Below are 17470 nucleotides of genomic sequence, written 5' to 3'. Positions count from 1 at the left end.
GGCGCCTCAATAGATCCTCTTGACGGCCGAACGGCCGCGCATGAAACCCATGACCGTGCAGATATCGCAAAGAACGCTGGAAGACCTGGGCTTCGCGGATGTGCTCCGCGCGTTGGCGCAACGCTGCCGGACGGAGCCCGGCAGGGAGCGGGTGCTCGCCCGGCCGTTCCTGGCCACCCCCGAGGCCGTGGCGGAGGCCCTCGCGCTCGTCGCCGAGACCCGCTCGTTATCCCAGGAGCAGTTCTCCCTCCCCTTGGGTGGCGTGACGGACCTGCGGACGCCCATCGGCCATGCGGCCAAGGGCGGCATGCTGGAGCCCCGCCAACTCATCGACTCGGCGCAGCTCCTGTTCGCCTTCGTCCGCACCCGCGAGGCACTGGACGAACGCCGGGCCCGCGTCCCCCGGCTGGTGGAGATTGCCCGCCGGATGCCCTCGCTGGAGCCGCTGGCCCGCCGCATCGACCAGTGTTTCGAACCGGACGGAGAGATCTCCGACCGCGCCAGCCCGGAGCTGCGCGAAGCCCGGGACCGCGCACGTGGGCTCCATCGCCGCATCAAGTCGCGGCTCGAGGAGATGCTCCACGATGAGACCTTCCTCCCCAAGCTGCGGGAGAACTACTACACGATCCGCAACGGGCGTTACGTGGTGCCGGTGGTGGCCAACTACCGCTCGGAAGTGGACGGCATCGTCCACAACGCCAGCCAGACGGGCCAGACGCTCTTCACGGAGCCCCAGGCCATGGTGGGCCTGGGCAACGACCTCGCCATCGCCCAGTCGGAGGTGACCGAGGAGGAGCGCAAGGTGCTCCAGGCCCTGAGCGACCAGCTCGGCCGGGAGTCGGAGCGCATCCTGGAGGGCCTGGACGCCGTGGCGGAGCTGGACGAGGCCGAATCCGTGGCCATCCTCTCCGCGGACCTGGGCGCCAGCATGCCGGCCTTCGAGAACGTCACGGACATGCAGCTACGGGAACTGCGCCACCCGCGCCTGGTGCTCAAGGGCGCCGAGGTGGTGGCCAACGACGTGACGCTCACGGGCGATGCGAAGGCCCTGGTCGTCTCCGGCCCCAACGCGGGCGGCAAGACGGTGACGCTGACGGGCGTGGGCCTCTGCGCGCTGATGCTCCGCGCCGGCCTGCCGATTCCGGTGGCCGAAGGCTCCCGGATGCCGCTGTACCGCTCCGTCCACTCCACCGTGGGTGACGCGCAGGACCTTGAGCAGGGCCTGTCCACGTTCAGCGCGCACGTGGTGATGCTGCGAGACATCATCGGCGCCGTGGGCGAGGGCTCGCTGGTCCTCATCGACGAAATCGCCGCGGACACCGACCCGCGCGAGGGCGCGGCCATCGCCATCGCCGTGCTGGAGGAGCTGATGTCCAAGGGCGTGGTGGTGCTCGTCACCACGCACCTGGAAGAGCTGAAGGCGCTGGCGCACATGGACCCGCGCTTCCTCAACGCGCGCGTGGGCTTCGACTCGAAACGCATGGCCCCCACCTACCGGCTCCAGATTGGCGCCGCGGGCCAGTCGTCGGCCATCGAGATGGCGGCGCGCGTGGGCCTGCCCCAGAACGTGTGCGAGCGCGCAAGGGAGCTGTCCGTCAGTGCCGGCGGTCCGCTCACCAAGGCGCTGGCGGCGGCCGAGGAGGAACGGCGCAAGCTCTACGAGGAGCTGGAACGCGCTCGCGTGGCGGCCCAGGAGGCCGAGGCGCTCCGGGCCGACCTGGAGAAGCAGAAGCAGTCCTTCGAGCGCGAGCGTCGCGCCCGGATGATGCAGTTCAACGACGACGTACACGCGGCGAGCGAGCACGCGGCGGCGGAAGTTCAGAAGCTGCTGACGAAGCTTCGAGCCGAGCAGAACGAGAAAGCCCTCGCCGAGGCCCGGCAGCAACTCCAGCAGCGCGCGGACGAGGCGCTGAAGCGCGCCCAGGCCGCCAAGGCGGAGCTGTTCCAGGTGGAAGCACCTGGCCCGGCCAACCTGAAGGTGGGCGCCTGGGTGCACCACTCGGGACTGAACCGCGATGTGGAAATCCTGGAGCTGGCGGACAACCACGCGGTGGTGTCCGCGGGTGGCGCGCTGAAGATGCGCGTGCCCATCACGGAGCTGTCGGGCGCGCGCACGCGCAAGCCGCAGCAGGCGAAGTTCCCGGAGCGGCAGAAGCAGGATGCGGCGCTCAAGCGCGCGGCCTCCGCGGCCCCCTCCGAGGTGGAAGCCACCCATTTCCGCTGCGACGTGCGCGGCATGCGCGCGGACGACGCGCTGGCGGAGCTGGAGTCGTTCCTGGACCGCGGCATGCGCAGCGGAGAAGACGCCGCGCTCGTCATCCATGGCCATGGCACGGGGGCGCTCAAGCAGGCCATCCGTGACTACCTTGCCGCGTCTCCGTACATCCGCATGTACCGGCCGGGTGAAGGCCACGAAGGCGGCGACGGGGTGACCGTGGTCGCCCTGCGCGCCTGACCGCACCCGCGATACGGACTGAAGCATCCAGGGCCGGAGGTGGCTGGAAATGGCTGCCTCCGGCCCTTCGTCTGTCAGGCCAGCCCGCGCGACTGCCAGCGGCTCCGCGGCGCCCACGAATTGGAGCTTGAAGCACTGGAGCTGCGCCGGCGCCAGCGCATGTCAGGCGCGGCGACGGAGCTGGTGGCCTAGCTTCGAGACACGTCGCGACCAAACACCTGGCGGATGCGCTCCAGGTCCGCCGGTGCGACATGGAGCAGCGAGTGCTTGGGCGACACCACCGCGAGCACGTATCCGCCGAGCACCCAGGCACGGGCGCGATACTGGGCGAAGTTGCGGAAGAGGCAGCCGTAGCCTCCCGCGACATGCCCCTCGAAGGCGTCGACCTCCAGGACCTCGAACGGAGCGGTGAGCCCGCAGCGCAACGCCTTGGAGAGCGCTTCCTTCATGGCCCAGATGACGTTCGCCGCCAGCTCGCCGCCACCGGGAGCATGACGGACCATGGCCAGCTCGCGCTGCGGCATCACGGATTCGAAGACGTCCGTCCGTTCGGGAGAGAGCTGCTCGACGTCGACGCCAACGATGTGCTCCGGCCCACACGCAACCGCTGCCGCCACCGAGCGCGCGTGGCTGAGAGAGACCACGGGCGAATCCCCTCCCGCGCCCTTGACCACCGGATGTTCGAAGACGCCGGGCGCGATTTCGACCGCGTGCATCGGTACCTGGATGCCGAGCCCGCCGAGGGCGCGTTTGGCTGCGTAGCGCCCCAAGAAGAACCCGAGCCGCCGCGAGTCCGCGCGAAAGCCCTCCAGTCGAGCCCGCTCGTTCGGATGGAGCAGTGCCAGTTGCGCATCGTTGATGGCCGCAGCGGACTCCTGATGGACACAGGCGAGCACCGCCGGCACCGGCACACCGTGGCGCACCATGCCGAGCGACACCGTCGCGGAGGACTCCAGTCCGAGCGGGTCGTGATGGTCAGAGCCGGTCATGGCGCTGGATTCTGTGTCAACCCGCCCGGGACCTCAATCACAGCCGAGCCCCTGGCACAGGGTGAAATCACGGCAGTGTCGTCAGATACCCGGCTCACGCGGAAAGCCGTCAGTTGGCGCACACCGCGAACGTCCCGACGCCTTTCTCCGAGGCCACCATGCATTGGGTCGTCCAGCACAACCTGTTCAACGAGCCGGGCTTCCACACGCTGATGGGCGTGCTGCGGCGCGGCGAGATTCCGCACACCGTCGTGAAGGTCATCCCGTTCGATGGCGGTGTCGAGCCGACTGTCGACGTCGACGGGCCCGTCATCGTGATGGGCTCCCTCAGCCTGACACGTTACGCGAAGCGGAGAGGCTGGACGCCGGGCGCGTTCCTCAACGACAACTTCGACTTCCGGATCTGGCGCGAGAAACTGGGCCACCACCTGCTCAACGCCGATGCCCAGGTCCACCGCTTCGGGGACGTTCCACCGAGGGAGGGCCCCTTCTTCATCCGCCCCTGCCTGGACGACAAGTCCTTCTCCGGCATGGTGACCACGTGGGACGACTTCAACGCGTGGCGGGCGAGCGCCCTCGCATTGGGCGAAGGCGCCACGGTCGATGCCGACACCTGGGTGGCCGTCAGCCCGCTGAAACACATCCAGCGTGAGTACCGCATGGTCGTCGTCGACGGACGTGTCGTCACTGGCAGCCGGTACAAGCTCGGGGACCGCGTTGCGTCGTCTCCCGAGGTCGAGCCCGACGTGCGCGACTTCGCCCAGGCCATGGCCGACACCTGGACGCCAGACCGGGCCTACGTCCTGGACGTCTTCATGCACGACGGCAGCCTGTACGTCGGGGAGCTCAACAATCTCAACGCGGCGGGATTCTACGCCTACGACGTCGCGAAGATGGTGGACGCCATCGAAGCAATGCCCTGGTAGCTCGGTCCGGGCATCGCTCCGCGCGTGTCGCGGCTCAGGACACGCGCTGGTGCTCCGCGAGCACGTCGTCCAGGGCCTGGGCCTGCAGCTTCACGTCGGGATCCGAGTCCGACAGGGCCTTCGCGGTGTGAACGCGAGCACGCGCGGCGTCCGACTTCGCCAGGGCCATGGCCATGAAGAGGTGCGCCCGCGTGTCCTCGGGGTGGGCCTCCAACACAGGCGTGAGAACCTGTACCGCGCGTACGTCCTCTTCCCGCTCCAGCAGCGCCATGGCCAGGTCGTGCGCCGGGCCCGGCTCCGACGGTGCCCGAGCATGGGCGTGCTCCAGCAGTTCCACGGAGCGTGCGCGCTCACCCGCCAGATCCAACACGCGAGACAATCCGTGCATCACCGCCACGTCTCCGGGGGACTTGCGCAGCGCCTCTTCCAGCAGACGGCGGGCTTCGCCCACATCCCCTGCGTCCAACCGGGCCATTCCGTCGCGATAAAGGTCCGTTCCCACTGAGCTCTCCTGGCACCACGCGGTGCGTCGGTCATTTCCACGCAACTTCAAGTCTACAAACTGCGACAAACTGAGAGGAAGCTTTCCCCCGGACTTCATCATGCTCGTTCGCAACGCCCCCGTCTCGGCCCGCCGCCCGGCGAACTCCCCCTCGGAGTCGCCCGCCGCGGAGAAGCCCAACGCCGCCGCGGCCCCCGCGGCCATCCACCAGAAGGACTCGTTCAGCAACACGACGACGGCGCTCCAGCGCACGGCGAAGGTGGGTGCGGCGCCCGCGGGCGACCATGGCAAGCTGATGATGGAGTACCTGACCGGCGCCCGCCCTCCCCCGGCGGACTTCGAGCAGGTCATCGGCTACAAGCCCTATGCCATCCAGACGCCGCACGGTCAGCGGATGCAGGACCCGCTGGGCTACGCCTCCGTCCCGCTGAAGATCGGCCCGGACAAGGAGTTCGACCCCGCGGCCAAGACGCACGACTACGGCTACGACCTGCTGCGCTACTTCGAGAAGAAGGGCACGCCGCTCGGCCCCGATGCGCGCAAGGCCGCCGACGCCCTCTTCCGCAAGGACATGTTCGACTACGCGAACGACCAGAAGGGCGCGCTGAACCGCTTCAAGTACCGCTCCTGGGCGCAGATCTACGCCACCGCGGTGGAGCTGAACTCGGTGCGGCAGGGCCACGGCCCTCCGTGACCCCCGCGTAGGTTGCCGGGGCGCGCGGCGCGGAGTCGCTTCTCCGCGCCGCTCGATGCGCTCAGGGCGACTCGTAGCGCCGCAGCTTGTCGTACAGCGTCCGCAAGCCAATCCCCAGCCGCTGCGCGGCACGCTTGCGGTTCCCCGCCTCGTCCGCGATGGCCTGCTCAATGGCCCGTCGCTCCAGCTCCTCCAGCGTCAGGCTGGGAAGCCGGCCCCCCTCCGAGACGGGCGCATCCACCACGGGCCCCGCCGCGCCCGTCGGATCCAGCCACAGGTGCCGAGGCTCCACCACCGGCCCATCCGCGAGGATGGCGGCCCGCTCGAGCGCATTGCGCAACTCGCGGACGTTACCCGGCCAGGTGAACGCCTCCAGCCGCGCCACGGCTTCCGGTGACAGGCGCAAGCCCGGACGACCCAGCTCGTCGCCGATGCGGCGCAGCAGCAGCTCCGACAGCGGCCGTAGATCCTCGCGCCGCTCGCGCAGGGATGGCAGCCGGATGGGGAACACGGCCAGCCGGTGGTAGAGGTCCTCGCGGAACTCACCGCGCGCCATCATCGCCTTGAGGTCGCGGTTGGTGGCAGCCACCCAGCGCACGTCAGCTTCCAAGGTCCGCGTACCGCCCACGCGTTCAAAGCGGCGCTCCTGGAGGACGCGCAGCAACTTGGCCTGGAGCTCGGCCTTCAGCTCGCCGACCTCGTCCAGGAAGAAGGTGCCTCCCTGCGCCAGCTCGATGCGGCCGCGCCGCTGGGCCACCGCGCCGGTGAACGCGCCCTTCTCGTGGCCGAAGAGCTCGCTCTCCAGGAGCGTCTCCGTCAGCGCCGCGCAGTTGACGGCCACGAAGGGCCCGTCCGCGCGCTCACTCCACTGGTGCAGGGCCCGCGCCGTCACCTCCTTGCCGGTCCCGCTCTCCCCCACCAACAGCACCGTGGCCTGCGTGGGCGACACCTTCCGGAGCGCCTCCACCACCGGATGCATGGCGGGAGCCCCCCAGCTCAGCTCCACCTCGCCCGCCGACTGTCGCGCCTCCGTCTTCCAGTTGAGCAGCGCGCGCCGCTCCAGGGCCCGCGCCACCGTCAGGCGCAGCTCGGCGGGGCTGCCCACCGGCTTGAGCAGGAAGTCGAAGGCGCCCGCCTTCATCGCCGCCACGGCGCTCTCCACCGTACCCACGGCGGTGAGCACCACCACCTCCACGTCGGGCTGCTCCTCGCGCACCTTGCGCAGCAAGGTCAGCCCATCCATCCCAGGCATCCGCAGATCCGTGAGCAACAGGTCCACGCCCTGCCTCGCCATCAGCCGCGCGGCCTCTTCACCGTCGGCGGCCACCGTCACCGAGTGACCTTCGTACTCCAGCGCCTCGGCGAGGAACGAGCGCACGCCCTCTTCATCATCCGCCACCAGGATTCGCGCCATGGCTCAGGCTCCTCTCGCGGGAACGGTGAGACGGAACTCCGCGCCGCCGCCCGCATGGCTCCGCGCGCTCACCGTGCCGCCGTGCAGTTCGACGATGCGGCGGGTGATGGCCAGCCCCAGGCCCACGCCGCGCACGCGGCCCGTGATGAAGGGCTCGAAGATGCGCTCCTCCTCCCCCGCCGCGATGCCGGGCCCGTGGTCCTTGACCGTGAACACCAGGGACGTGTCCTCCCGCTCCACGGTCGCCTCCACGCGCTTGCCTTCGGGGCTGGCCTGGACAGCGTTGCGCAGCACGTTCTCCAGCGCCTGCTGCAACCGGCCCGCGTCCAAAGGCAAGGGCGTGCGGTCCGGCAGATAGCGAGCCTCCACACGCGCCGCGCCCGTGCTCTCCACCGCCGCGCGGAGCACGTCGTTGGGGTCCGCCTCCACGCGGCGAAGCTCTCCGCTGGCCACGAAGCCCAGCAGGTCATTCATCAACTGCTCCAGCCGGACGGCCTCCGACACCACCCGGTCCGCCTTGGGCGCCAGGACGGCGTCACGCTCCACGCGCTCGGCGAGCAGTTGCGCATGCCCCTTGAGCGAGGCCAGCGGGTTGCGAAGCTCATGCGCCAGCACCGCGGACATGGTGCCCAGGGCCGCCAGCCGCCGGCCGCGCTCCAGCTCCTCCGACAGCGCCTCCCGCTGCGCCAACGAGCGCGAGAAGGCGAAGGCCAACGCCAGGATGCCCACGCACGAGGCCACCGCCACGCCCAGCAGACGCTGCGAGCGCGACTCCAACGCCAGGGCGGTGAGCGGCTCGAACTCGTAGACCATGCGCAGGTGCTTGCGCGGCTCCTGGGAATCGCCCTGCGCCGCCATGGCGCGGACCTCCTCGTGTGTCAGGGGACCGTAGGCGGGACGGGGCCGGCGGAGACGGCTGACCAGGCGCGCGCGTCCCCCTTCGACGACCAGCGGCGAGCCCTCATGAAAGAGAAGCCGCCCCAGCTTCACCTCCCCGGCTGACGCCAGCACCTGGTCGTCATCCATGACGGCCACGTAGCGCAGGCCGCCCTCCCGGTGGGATTCCAGGAAGGCGTCCAGCGCGGACGAGTCCGGGAGCCCCTCCGTGTCGCGGAAGGCCTCGAAGCCGGCGACCATGATGACGTTGGCCATGCCCCGGGTGACCAGGGCGGACGACTCCAGCGCGGTGTTCCGGATGAACAGCGCCGCGGACATCAGCACCGCGCACATGAGCACCGCCGCCACCCAGGGCGCTCGAGGCCCAAGCGGCCGCCACCAGGGAGCGCCGCTCACCGCCGACCTCCGCCGTGGGGACTCCAACTCCATCGCACACCTCCACAGGCTGCGAACTCTGCATGTGGAGTGCGGAATCCGCACTCTCTTCTGTCGGTGCCGCGCGCCTCGAGAGCCGTCGGTCGTCCGAGCATGAGAGGGTGCATGGGGCGTTCTCCTGGGGGTGGAGGGCGGCCACGTGGCCGCTGGCAGGGCGAAGGAGCAGGCGCGAAACCTCGGCGCGCCCACAGGTCGCCCTGCCCAGTGCAATCACGGGGCCCAGGCCCGCTGTTCAGGCCCGCGCGCGTGGGCCCCAGGGAGGCCCCGAGGCGTGCATGCGAAGATGGCCGGTATCGCGTGCGGAATCCGCACTCGCACTGCGGTTCCCGCAGGCCCGGCGCCACTTTCCCTCCACATTTCCATGGGTTGGACCGTGGCAAGGCAAATGCAGTGGCCCGGCTTGCGATGAAAAACGCACAGACACCGTGGTGGAAGCGGCAACCCTACCGGATGACGGCCCTGGCCCTGGGCTTCCTCGGGCTGGTGACGGCGCCCGGCGTGGGTCTGGCCCAGGCAACGACGACGATGACGACGGTCTCCCTGGAGGAAGCCATCGCCCGGGCGCTGAAGACGAGCCCCCAGGTGGCGCAAGCCGCCGGCACCGTCACCACGACAGGGGCCGCCGAGCGCAGCGCGTTTGGAGCCTACCTCCCCAACCTGTCCGCGAGCGCGAACACCTCGCTGGCCAGCAGCCAGCGCCTGGACCCCACCACGGGCGCGGTGTTCAACGCCCCCAGCGACACGTACAGCGCCGGCTTGTCGGCCTCGTGGAACGTCTTCACCGGTGGCCAGCGTGGCGCCACCAGCAAGCAGGCCCAGGCGCGCTCCAGCGCCGCGCGGGCCGGACTGATCGCGCAGCGCGCGTCCGCGGTGCTCGACGTGGAGCGGTCCTATTACGAAGTCCTCCGCGCCGGGGGCCTGGAAGAGGTCGCAAGGTCCCGCATCGAGCGCGCGAAGCAGAACGCGGAGGCCGCGGATCGGCGACTGGCGGTAGGCTCGGCGACGCGCTCCGACGTGCTGCGGGCGAAGTACGACCTCACCGCCGCGCAGGAGGCCCTGCTCTCCGCGCAGACCCAGCACGCCGCCGCGGCCCTGTCGCTGGGCCGGCTCATCGGTGAAGACGGACCGGTGGACGCGCAGCCGTTGGAGCTCCAGGACGTGTCCACCTTCGCGCTCACCGACGAGGCACTGACGGACGAAATCACCGCCCAGGCGCCGTCCATCCAGGCCGCGGAGGCGGACCTTCGGGCGGCCGAAGCCAGCGTGAAGGTGGCCAGGTCGTCCTACCTGCCCACGGTGCGTCTCTCCGGCGGATATGACTGGTTCAATGACGAGCCCGCCTTCAACGGAGGCCGCACGAGCTGGTCGGTCCGGATGGGCCTGTCCTACCCCATCTTCGACGGCTTCGTTCGCGAGGAGCGCGTGGTGAGTGCGCGGACGCAGGCGTCGGTGGCCCAGGCCACGCTGTCGGATACCCGGCGCGCGCTGCGCTCGAGCGTGGGAACGTCCCTGAACCAGCTCAAGCTGGCGTCGAACCGCATCGCCCTGGCCACGGAGTCCGTCGCGGTGGCCCAGGAGGACCTGAAGGTGCAGCAGGAGCGCTACAAGCTGGGCGCCACGACCATCATCGAGCTGCTGACGTCCCAGGAGAACCTGGTGACGGCGGAGATCAACCTGGTGGCCTCCCGCTTCGACTACCGGATTGCGCGCGCGGAGCTGGAAGCGCTCGCGGGGAGGCCGCTGTGAGCACGTCCAACCATCCCCAACAGCAGGCGGGCACGGGCCCGGCGCGGGACATCTCCGACGTGGTCATCCGCGTGGAGGGCCTGCGCAAGGACTACACGATGGGCTCCGAGGTGGTGCGCGCGCTGCGCGGCGTGGACCTCACCATCCGCCGCAATGAATACGTGGCCGTCATGGGCCCGTCCGGCTCCGGCAAGTCCACCTTCATGAACCTCATCGGCTGCCTGGACGTCCCCAGTGAAGGCCAGTACTGGCTCAACGGCCAGCCGGTGGCGGGCATGTCTGAGAACGCACTGGCGCGCATCCGCAACCGGGAGCTGGGCTTCGTGTTCCAGAGCTTCAACCTGCTGCCCCGCGCCTCCGCGCTGGACAACGTCGCCCTGCCGCTCATCTACGCGCGCATCCCCAAGAAGGAGCGGCGCGAGCGCGCGGCGGCGATGCTGGACAAGGTGGGCCTGGGCGCGCGAATGGACCACCGGCCCAACGAGCTGTCCGGCGGTCAGCGCCAGCGCGTGGCCATTGCCCGCGCGCTCGTGACGCAGCCCGCCCTGCTGCTGGCGGACGAGCCCACGGGCGCGTTGGACAGCCGCACGGGTGAGGAGATCATGGCCCTCTTCGGCGAGCTGCATGGCCAGGGTCAGACGCTGATGCTCGTCACCCACGAATCGGACATCGCGGCGCATGCGCAGCGGGTGCTGTTCCTGAAGGACGGCGTCATCGAGCGGGACGAGCGGAATCGGGACTGAATATTCGCCACGCTCGCTGCGTGGGCCAGGGAACGGGAGGTCGTCGTGAGCAAGACGAAGAAGTGGATCATCTCAGGCAGCGCGGCGCTCCTTCTCGGCGCGGGGGTGTACGTCACCCAGCGCGGCGAGGAGCCCAAGACGAACGAGCGCTCGGCGGCGGTGGCCGTGGTGGAGCGCCGGGACATGGAAGTGGTGGCCGAATCCGCGGGCCTGGTGGAGCCGCTGCGCGTCGTGGAGGTGAAGTCCCAGGCCTCCGGTGAAGTGCTGAAGGTCCACTACGACACGGGCGACACCGTTGCCGAGGGCACGCTGCTGGCGGAAATCGAGCCGCGCGACGTACAGAACGCGCTGGCGCAGGCCCAGGCCGACCTGGAGTCCGCGCGGGTGCGGCTGAACACGACGGAGGCCCAGCGCCAGCGCATGGAGGCGCTGCGCAAGGACGGCTACGTCACGCAGCAGGAATACGAGACGGCCGTGGACGCATCCGCGACGGCACGGGCCACCAAGGTGCGGGCGGAGACGAACCTCCAGTTGGCGCGAGAGCGCAGCCGGGACGTCACCATCGTCGCGCGCAGCCCCGGCACCATCCTGGAGCGGACCATCCAGCCGGGCGTCATCATCGCCTCCGCCACCAACAACGTGTCCGGTGGCACCGCGCTGTTCAAGATGGCGGACCTGTCGGTGATGCAGGTGCGCGCCAAGGTGGACGAGACGGACGTCGGGCAGATCAAGCCCGGCCAGAAGGCGCGCGTCACCATGGAGGCCTACCCGGGCCGCACCTTCATCGGCGAGGTGGTGAAGATCGAACCGCAGGCCCTGGTGGAGCAGAACGTCACCCTCTTCCCGGTGCTGGTGCGGATGGACAACCCGGACGGCCTGCTGCGGCCGGGCATGAACGCGGAAGTGGCCATTGAAATCTCCCGCCGCCGCAATGCCCTCACCGTGCCCAACACCGCGGTGGTGGGCGTGCGGGACGCCCGGACCGCGGCCGCCGCGGTGGGTGTTTCCGAAGAAGCGCTGCGCGCGGTGATGCGGCCGCCGGGTGCCTCGAGCCGCCCGGGCGCGCCGTCCGGACCGACGACGGTGTCGGCCGTGGGAGAAGCTGGCGCGGGCGCCACCGCCGCGGTGGCCAATGGCGCCGGGCCGGGCGCGGTGCCCGCCAGGGGCCAGGGCGGCATGGGTGAAGGCCAGGGCGGCGGAGGCCAGGGCCGCGCGGGCCGCCGGGCTCGCGAGGATGTCCAGGGCGCGACGGACACGCGGCAGGGCGTCGTCTTCGTGCAGAGCCCCACCGGTCCGCAGCCCCGGCGCGTCACCCTGGGCCTGAGTGACTGGGAGAGCACGGAAGTGGTGAGTGGCCTGGAGGATGGCGAGCAGGTGGTGCTCATCACGGTGGCGAAGCTCCAGAAGCAGCAGCAGCAGAGCACCGAGCGGATGCGCCAGATGTCGGGCGGCGTGATTCCCGGCGCGGGTGGTGGCCCGCGCGGACCGCGCTAACCCCCAGGCCCATCAGGAGGACACGTCATGGGTGAAATCATCCGGGTCGCATTCGATGCGGTCCTCGCCAACAAGCTGCGGTCGCTGCTGACCATGCTGGGCATCGTCATCGGCATCGCGGCCGTCATCACCATGGTCGCGCTGGGCGAAGGGGCGCAGCGCTCGGTGGCCCAGCGGCTCCAGGGGCTGGGCACCAACGTCCTCACGGTGCGCCCGGGTCAGGCGTTCACGGGCGGCATGATTCGCGCCCAGGCGTCGATGACCATCGACGACGCGGAGGCGCTGCGGGAGAACGCGCGCCACATCCAGGCCGTGGCGCCGGAAATCGAGTCGCGCTTCCAGGTGGAGTACGGCGCGAAGAACGCGAACCTGTCCGTCGTGGGCACCTGGCCGGACTACTTCCTCGTCAACCAGGGGCAGATCACGAACGGCCGACTCTTCACGGACGCGGAGGACAAGGGGCGCCGCCGGGTGGTGGTGCTGGGCGCCCTGGCCGGTGCGCAGCTGGGCTTGACGGACACCGCGTCCCTGGTGGGCGAGACCATCCGCATCCGGGGCATTCCGTTCGAGGTCATCGGGGTGCTGGCCGAAAAGGGCGCGCAGGGCTTCAACAACCCGGATGAGAGCCTCTACATCCCGCTGTCCACCGCGCAGTTCCGCGTCATGGGCAGCGACCGCATCCGCTCCATCGCGGTGCAGGCCGTGAGCGACACGTCCATGGACGACGCGATGGCGGAGATCGACCAGAAGCTCCGGCGCGAGCACCGGCTGCGCCCGGAGCAGCCCGCGGACTTCAACATCCGCGACCAGGCCTCGCTGCTCAACACCATGCAGGAGACGACGCAGACGTTCTCCCTGCTGCTGGCCGGCATCGCCGCCATCTCCCTGCTGGTGGGAGGCATTGGCATCATGAACATCATGCTGGTGTCGGTGACGGAGCGCACGCGCGAGATTGGTCTGCGCAAGGCGCTGGGCGCCACTGGCACGGACATCATGCTCCAGTTCCTCGTGGAGTCCCTGGTGCTGTGCCTGGCCGGAGGAACGCTGGGCCTGCTGCTGGGCATGGGCGGCGCGGCGATGCTTCAGCGCATGGCGGGCTGGACGGTGGTGGTGGCACCCGAGGCCATCATCGTGGCCATCGCCTTCTCGGCGACGGTGGGGGTGTTCTTCGGCATCTGGCCGGCGCGGCGCGCGGCGAGCCTCGCGCCCATCGAGTCGCTCCGTTACGAGTAGCCGGAGTCCTGGCCTCGGGCGCCAGCCCGTCCGCCGAGCAGGCGGCGGGCACGGCGCCCGAGCGCGTTTCAAGCCCTCCTCTTCCGGGCCGGGACTGCACAGGGTGCACATGTTTGCAGGCCTGACTCGAGGAGGGACGACATGGCGGATGGCAAGCGAATCGCGTGCATCGTGGGGAGCGGTTTCGAGGACTCCGAGCTGCGGGTTCCCTACGACAAGCTGCGCACGGAGGGCCACGAGGTGGTCCTCATCGGAAAGAAGGCCGGAGAGGAAGTCGCCGGCAAGCAAGGCAAGGAGACGTTCCGCGTGGAGCGGAGCATCGACGACGTCCAGGTGCAGGACTTCGACATGCTGCTCATCCCAGGCGGGCACTCTCCCGACAACCTCCGGGCCGACGAGCGCTTCGTCCAGTTCGTGAAGGAGTTTGATGACCGCGGCAAGCTCATCGCGGCGGTGTGCCACGGACCCCAGCTCTTCATCTCCGCGGACATCCTGGACGGACGGACACTCACCGCGTGGACGACGATTCAGCATGACCTGCGCCGCATCCCCAATGTCCAGGTGAAGGACGAGGCGGTGGTGCGGGACGCCAACTGGATCACCAGCCGCAAGCCGGACGACCTCGAGGACTTCAGCCGCGCCATCATCGAGGACCTGAAGAGCGCGGGCGCCCGAGGAGAGCGGGAAGCCCGCACCTGACAGGGCGTCTACTTCCGGCCACTGAGAATGTGCTGGAGGAGCTGACGCGAGATGCGGAGCAGCTTCGCGGCCCCGCGCACGCTCCCTTCAGATTTCGCCAGGGCCTCGTCCACCAACGTGTCGCGGACGAGGCTCTCGAAGCCGTGCAGAGGCACGCGTCCCGCGCTCGCCCGCAGCGCGGTGACCAGATCGGGGGGACGCGCCAGCGTCTCCAGCCAAACGGCCTCCAGCCGCGCGAGGTCCAGCGGCTTGGGAAGGAAGGCACGCACGCCCTCCTGCGCGAGTTGGAAGGCCTGCTCCGCCGTCGCCGTCCCGCTGATGGCGATGACATGCGGCAGCGGCTCCAGCTCACACAGCGGCGCCAGCAGCTCGATGCTGTCCCCATCCGGAAGGCTGACATCCAGGATGACGGCGTCGGGCGCATCACGCTGGAGGACCTGACGCGCCGCGGCGAGCGAAGCTGCATGGGTGCACCGCTCGACGCGAGAGCGCAACGCCTCCTCGATCGCCCGCGCAAGACGCGTGGCGTCCTCGACGACCAGGAGATGTCGGACCCGCCCCACCCATGGCAATTTACCATGAATGCCAGAGAGTCCCCGACCGCCCGCGATGGAGCAGATGGCGCAGCGGGTGCTATCAGACGCTTCGAACGAGGGCGAAGCACTGGTCAGCGTGGGCCGGATTGTCTTCAGTGCCCTCATCCTGATGCGTTTCCTGGCGCTGGGTGGAGCCCACGCCGAGGGCGGTGCCGCGGCGGCATGGCTCCAGCTTCCCCTGCTGCTGGGCAGCATCGCAGTGTCGGCGATGGCGCTGTGGGCGGCTCGGCGGCGGCTGTTCGGCGCGAAGCTGCTCGTGGCCTCCACGGTGCTGGACGCCGTCTTCGCCCATGCGTCCCTCCTCTCCACGGTGCTCTGGCATGGCCCCCACTACACCGGGCTGCTGCGAATGCCGGACCCCGCGGCGGCCATCGCGGTGGCCTTCATCACCGCGCTGCGGCTGTCGCCCGGGGCTGCGTGGATTGGGACGGCGGCCAACGTCCTGTTGATGGGGGGCCTGACGGCGCTCGACCTCCACGTCAATGCCAGGAACGCCACCTACGGGGCGAAGGATCTGATGCTCCTGTTCATCTTCATCGGCAGCGCGGGCGTCTTCGCCTCGGTGATTTGTGGCATCGCACGGCGACTGGTCCTGGAGGCCGGAACCGCGAGTGCCCACATGGAGCGTGCACGCACGAACCTGCGCGCGCTGCTGCGCGAGCACCACGACGTGCGCACGTTGCTGTCCGCGGCGAGGCTGCGCGCCGACCTCCTCTTCCGCGAGCCCATGGGCGCCAGCGCGCCCGGCCATGCGAGCGCCCTGGTCCAGGACCTGGGTGAGCTGAGCAGCTTCATCGAGAGCGTGAAGGCTCGGACCCTGAGCGAGCTGACTGTGATTGAAGATGCGACGGCGGTGAACGTGGGCGCCACGTTGCGCCGCGCCATGGAGGTCGTCCAGGCGAGGTTCTCCCGGGTCCGGTTCGAGCTGGAAGGAACAGCGGGCCTGGCGCGTGCCGCCGCCAACGACGTCAGCGTCCGGATTGTCGGTGGAGAGCGAGGGCTCACACACGTGGTCACCAACCTGTTCGTGAACGCCTGTGAGGGTGATGGCCAGCAAGGCGCGCGCACGGTCCGAATCAGCGTGGAGCCGAACCCGGCGCTGCACCGCGTCCTGCTCAGCGTGAGCGATGACGGACCGGGCTTCCGAACGGGGCTGCTGGAGGGGGAACGCCCCCGAGCCGGTACGACCAAGCCAGAGGGCGCTGGGCTGGGCATGCTCCTGGTGAGCGGGCTCGTCGAGGCAAGCGGCGGCACCTTGCGCGCCTGCAACCCGCCCGAGGGAGGCGCGCGGGTCGAAGTCACGCTGCCCACCAGCGGGTAGAGCCGCGGGCCCCTTCCCTCGCCCCGGCAGCAGGCGCGGGCGCCGTGGACGGCCGGCGCAACCGCCAGGCGTGAGCGAGCCCCAGTCCGAGGTTCGCCACCAGCCACAAGGCCATGGGCGTGCGGTTGTCCTGGTCGAACGAGGGCCAGAGCTTGAGCACCACCGCGAGCAGCGAACCCGCCGCGAGCAGCCAGACGCATCGGCGTGCCCAGCGCTCCGCGCGCTCGCTGCCGGACATCATGAGGATGCCCAGCGGAAGCAGCGCGAAGGCAATCGGGTTGGCCAGCAACAGGTTCTCATTGTCCTGCATGACATCGAGCCTGGAGAACAGCATCAACCCACCCAGCGCCACGCCCGCCGCGCCGAGCGTGAGCCCGAACACGGCGTGATAGAGGCCGAAGAGAATCTGGAACATCCGGTGTGGGCCGCGCCCACGCAGGAACGCGAGGATGAGGGCCAGGGCCGCGCCTCCTGCGCCAAGCCCCCAAGTGGAGGTTCCTACCCAGCCGGCGTTGACAGGAGCGGACGCGTCCGTGGACGGGGATGAGGCCCCCTCGCGCTTCACCAACGGGATGCGCCTGCCGGAGCCATCCACGTAGGACACGCCCACGAGCAGCCTGGCGAGCTCCCGAGGCAGGAAGGCCTCCTCCCATTGAGTCGCGGGCGCGTCCACGGCGTCGTTCAGCCACAACATCAAGAGCAGCTCCGACACCGGATGCGTCTGGATGTATCTCCGGAGGAGCTCTCGTTGGGTGGCTCGCGCCGGCTCCGTGAGCGCATCCCGAAGCGCGCCACCCAATGCCTCATCAAGGACGTCCCGCACACGCGTCGCGCAGTTGTCCCTGAGCGGATGATAGGCATATTCACGCGAGGCGGGCTGGACGTCTCGCTCCAACCGCGCCAGGAGCCGCTGGCGCTGCTCCAGCGTGAGCACGAGGTCCTGCACGTCAATGGACCGCGCCAGCGCGCGGTACAGCAGGAAGGTCCGCTCCACGGACAGGCGCGCCGCCCAGAACGTCGGCCGGCCCAGGAGGAAGCGGACCGGTCCCCCATTCGCGATGGACGTCGTGCCATAGCTGTAGAGGAAGCCTGTCTTCAGGCGCGTGTCCTCGACCCACAGCGCGCTGTGACCGAAGCGCTGGTGCATGTCCGCGCCGGGGCCAATCGTCACCAGCCGGATGCGCAGGGACTCCGGATGTCCGCCAAAGCCCTCGGGTGGGGACGCGGCGAACGCCGCCGCGCGGAACAGGGCCACGACCAGGATGAGCACCGCGTGTCTCGCCATCCCATGGCAATGCCCCACGCCCGCGAGGTCAGGGCAGTGCA

The 17470-nt window shown here is 69.8% G+C and carries 16 protein-coding genes; 10 read left to right on the top strand and 6 right to left on the bottom strand.

The features are described 5' to 3' along the window. The first annotated feature begins 49 nt into the window (after positions 1–49). Positions 50–2455, top strand: coding sequence for an endonuclease MutS2 (locus FMP39_RS11935; protein WP_141590067.1), 2406 nt, complete (start codon positions 50–52; stop codon positions 2453–2455). A 39-nt stretch (positions 2456–2494) separates the two neighbouring features. Further along, positions 2495–2647, top strand: a complete 153-nt coding sequence (locus FMP39_RS37405; RefSeq protein WP_194858362.1) for a hypothetical protein — start codon at positions 2495–2497, stop codon at positions 2645–2647. On the opposite strand, the gene FMP39_RS11930 is transcribed toward FMP39_RS37405, so the two are convergent. Then, positions 2644–3444 carry a 4'-phosphopantetheinyl transferase superfamily protein gene (locus FMP39_RS11930; protein WP_141590033.1) on the bottom strand — a complete coding sequence of 267 codons (801 nt, stop codon included), beginning with the start codon at positions 3442–3444 and terminating at the stop codon, positions 2644–2646. The two genes, FMP39_RS37405 and FMP39_RS11930, sit on opposite strands and share 4 nt — an antisense overlap. 158 nt (positions 3445–3602) lie before the next feature. Here FMP39_RS11930 and FMP39_RS11925 point away from each other — a divergent pair, with 158 nt between their 5' ends. Continuing rightward, positions 3603–4370, top strand: coding sequence for an ATP-grasp domain-containing protein (locus FMP39_RS11925; RefSeq protein WP_228557911.1), 768 nt, complete (start codon positions 3603–3605; stop codon positions 4368–4370). Positions 4371–4404: 34 nt separating this feature from the next. On the opposite strand, the gene FMP39_RS11920 is transcribed toward FMP39_RS11925, so the two are convergent. After that, positions 4405–4941, bottom strand: coding sequence for a M48 family metallopeptidase (locus tag FMP39_RS11920; protein ID WP_141590031.1), 537 nt, complete (start codon positions 4939–4941; stop codon positions 4405–4407). Positions 4942–4972: 31 nt separating this feature from the next. Between FMP39_RS11920 and FMP39_RS11915 the strand changes: the two genes are divergently transcribed. Beyond that, on the top strand, positions 4973–5566 hold the full coding sequence (locus tag FMP39_RS11915; RefSeq protein ID WP_141590030.1) for a hypothetical protein: 594 nt from the start codon (positions 4973–4975) through the stop codon (positions 5564–5566). 61 nt (positions 5567–5627) lie between these two features. Here FMP39_RS11915 and FMP39_RS11910 read toward each other — a convergent pair whose 3' ends face one another. Together FMP39_RS11910 and FMP39_RS11905 are read right to left on the bottom strand one after the other, a co-directional pair. After that, positions 5628–6980: a sigma-54 dependent transcriptional regulator gene (locus FMP39_RS11910; protein ID WP_141590029.1), complete on the bottom strand. Its 1353-nt coding sequence runs from the start codon at positions 6978–6980 to the stop codon at positions 5628–5630. 3 nt (positions 6981–6983) lie between these two features. After that, positions 6984–8225: an ATP-binding protein gene (locus FMP39_RS11905; RefSeq protein ID WP_141590028.1), complete on the bottom strand. Its 1242-nt coding sequence runs from the start codon at positions 8223–8225 to the stop codon at positions 6984–6986. A 537-nt stretch (positions 8226–8762) separates the two neighbouring features. On the opposite strand from FMP39_RS11905, the gene FMP39_RS11900 reads away from it, so the two are divergent. From FMP39_RS11900 to FMP39_RS11880, 5 genes are all read left to right on the top strand, one after another. Then, complete coding sequence (locus FMP39_RS11900) at positions 8763–10058, top strand: TolC family protein (RefSeq protein WP_141590066.1); 1296 nt, start codon at positions 8763–8765, stop codon at positions 10056–10058. Further along, complete coding sequence (locus FMP39_RS11895; protein WP_141590027.1) at positions 10055–10801, top strand: ABC transporter ATP-binding protein; 747 nt, start codon at positions 10055–10057, stop codon at positions 10799–10801. Before FMP39_RS11900 ends, FMP39_RS11895 begins: the two co-directional genes overlap by 4 nt. Before the next feature lie 45 nt (positions 10802–10846). After that, positions 10847–12295, top strand: a complete 1449-nt coding sequence (locus tag FMP39_RS38555; RefSeq protein WP_141590026.1) for an efflux RND transporter periplasmic adaptor subunit — start codon at positions 10847–10849, stop codon at positions 12293–12295. 27 nt (positions 12296–12322) lie between these two features. Further along, positions 12323–13528, top strand: coding sequence for an ABC transporter permease (locus tag FMP39_RS11885; protein WP_141590025.1), 1206 nt, complete (start codon positions 12323–12325; stop codon positions 13526–13528). A gap of 141 nt (positions 13529–13669) precedes the next feature. Beyond that, on the top strand, positions 13670–14227 hold the full coding sequence (locus tag FMP39_RS11880) for a type 1 glutamine amidotransferase domain-containing protein (protein WP_141590024.1): 558 nt from the start codon (positions 13670–13672) through the stop codon (positions 14225–14227). A gap of 8 nt (positions 14228–14235) precedes the next feature. On the opposite strand, the gene FMP39_RS11875 is transcribed toward FMP39_RS11880, so the two are convergent. Continuing rightward, positions 14236–14790 (bottom strand): response regulator, encoded by a 555-nt coding sequence (locus tag FMP39_RS11875; protein ID WP_228557908.1) that lies wholly within the window; start codon positions 14788–14790, stop codon positions 14236–14238. A 19-nt stretch (positions 14791–14809) separates the two neighbouring features. Here FMP39_RS11875 and FMP39_RS11870 point away from each other — a divergent pair, with 19 nt between their 5' ends. Beyond that, positions 14810–16144 carry a sensor histidine kinase KdpD gene (locus tag FMP39_RS11870; RefSeq protein WP_141590022.1) on the top strand — a complete coding sequence of 445 codons (1335 nt, stop codon included), beginning with the start codon at positions 14810–14812 and terminating at the stop codon, positions 16142–16144. On the opposite strand, the gene FMP39_RS11865 is transcribed toward FMP39_RS11870, so the two are convergent. Further along, positions 16122–17429 (bottom strand): DUF4105 domain-containing protein, encoded by a 1308-nt coding sequence (locus tag FMP39_RS11865; RefSeq protein WP_141590021.1) that lies wholly within the window; start codon positions 17427–17429, stop codon positions 16122–16124. The two genes, FMP39_RS11870 and FMP39_RS11865, sit on opposite strands and share 23 nt — an antisense overlap. Positions 17430–17470 lie beyond the last annotated feature (41 nt).

The sequence above is a fragment of the Myxococcus sp. AB056 genome (genome assembly GCF_006547365.1).
GTDB lineage: Bacteria > Myxococcota > Myxococcia > Myxococcales > Myxococcaceae > Myxococcus > Myxococcus virescens.
This window is presented reverse-complemented; position numbering and strand designations above follow the sequence as displayed.

Coding starts and splice junctions, on each gene's coding strand:
- FMP39_RS11935 (WP_141590067.1), top strand. CDS start 50: ATGACCGTGCAGATATCGCAAAGAACGCTGGAAGACCTGGGCTTCGCG.
- FMP39_RS11930 (WP_141590033.1), bottom strand. CDS start 3,444: ATGACCGGCTCTGACCATCACGACCCGCTCGGACTGGAGTCCTCCGCG.
- FMP39_RS11925 (WP_228557911.1), top strand. CDS start 3,603: ATGCATTGGGTCGTCCAGCACAACCTGTTCAACGAGCCGGGCTTCCAC.
- FMP39_RS11915 (WP_141590030.1), top strand. CDS start 4,973: ATGCTCGTTCGCAACGCCCCCGTCTCGGCCCGCCGCCCGGCGAACTCC.
- FMP39_RS11910 (WP_141590029.1), bottom strand. CDS start 6,980: ATGGCGCGAATCCTGGTGGCGGATGATGAAGAGGGCGTGCGCTCGTTC.
- FMP39_RS11900 (WP_141590066.1), top strand. CDS start 8,763: ATGACGGCCCTGGCCCTGGGCTTCCTCGGGCTGGTGACGGCGCCCGGC.
- FMP39_RS11885 (WP_141590025.1), top strand. CDS start 12,323: ATGGGTGAAATCATCCGGGTCGCATTCGATGCGGTCCTCGCCAACAAG.
- FMP39_RS11880 (WP_141590024.1), top strand. CDS start 13,670: ATGGCGGATGGCAAGCGAATCGCGTGCATCGTGGGGAGCGGTTTCGAG.
- FMP39_RS11870 (WP_141590022.1), top strand. CDS start 14,810: ATGCCAGAGAGTCCCCGACCGCCCGCGATGGAGCAGATGGCGCAGCGG.
- FMP39_RS11865 (WP_141590021.1), bottom strand. CDS start 17,429: ATGGCGAGACACGCGGTGCTCATCCTGGTCGTGGCCCTGTTCCGCGCG.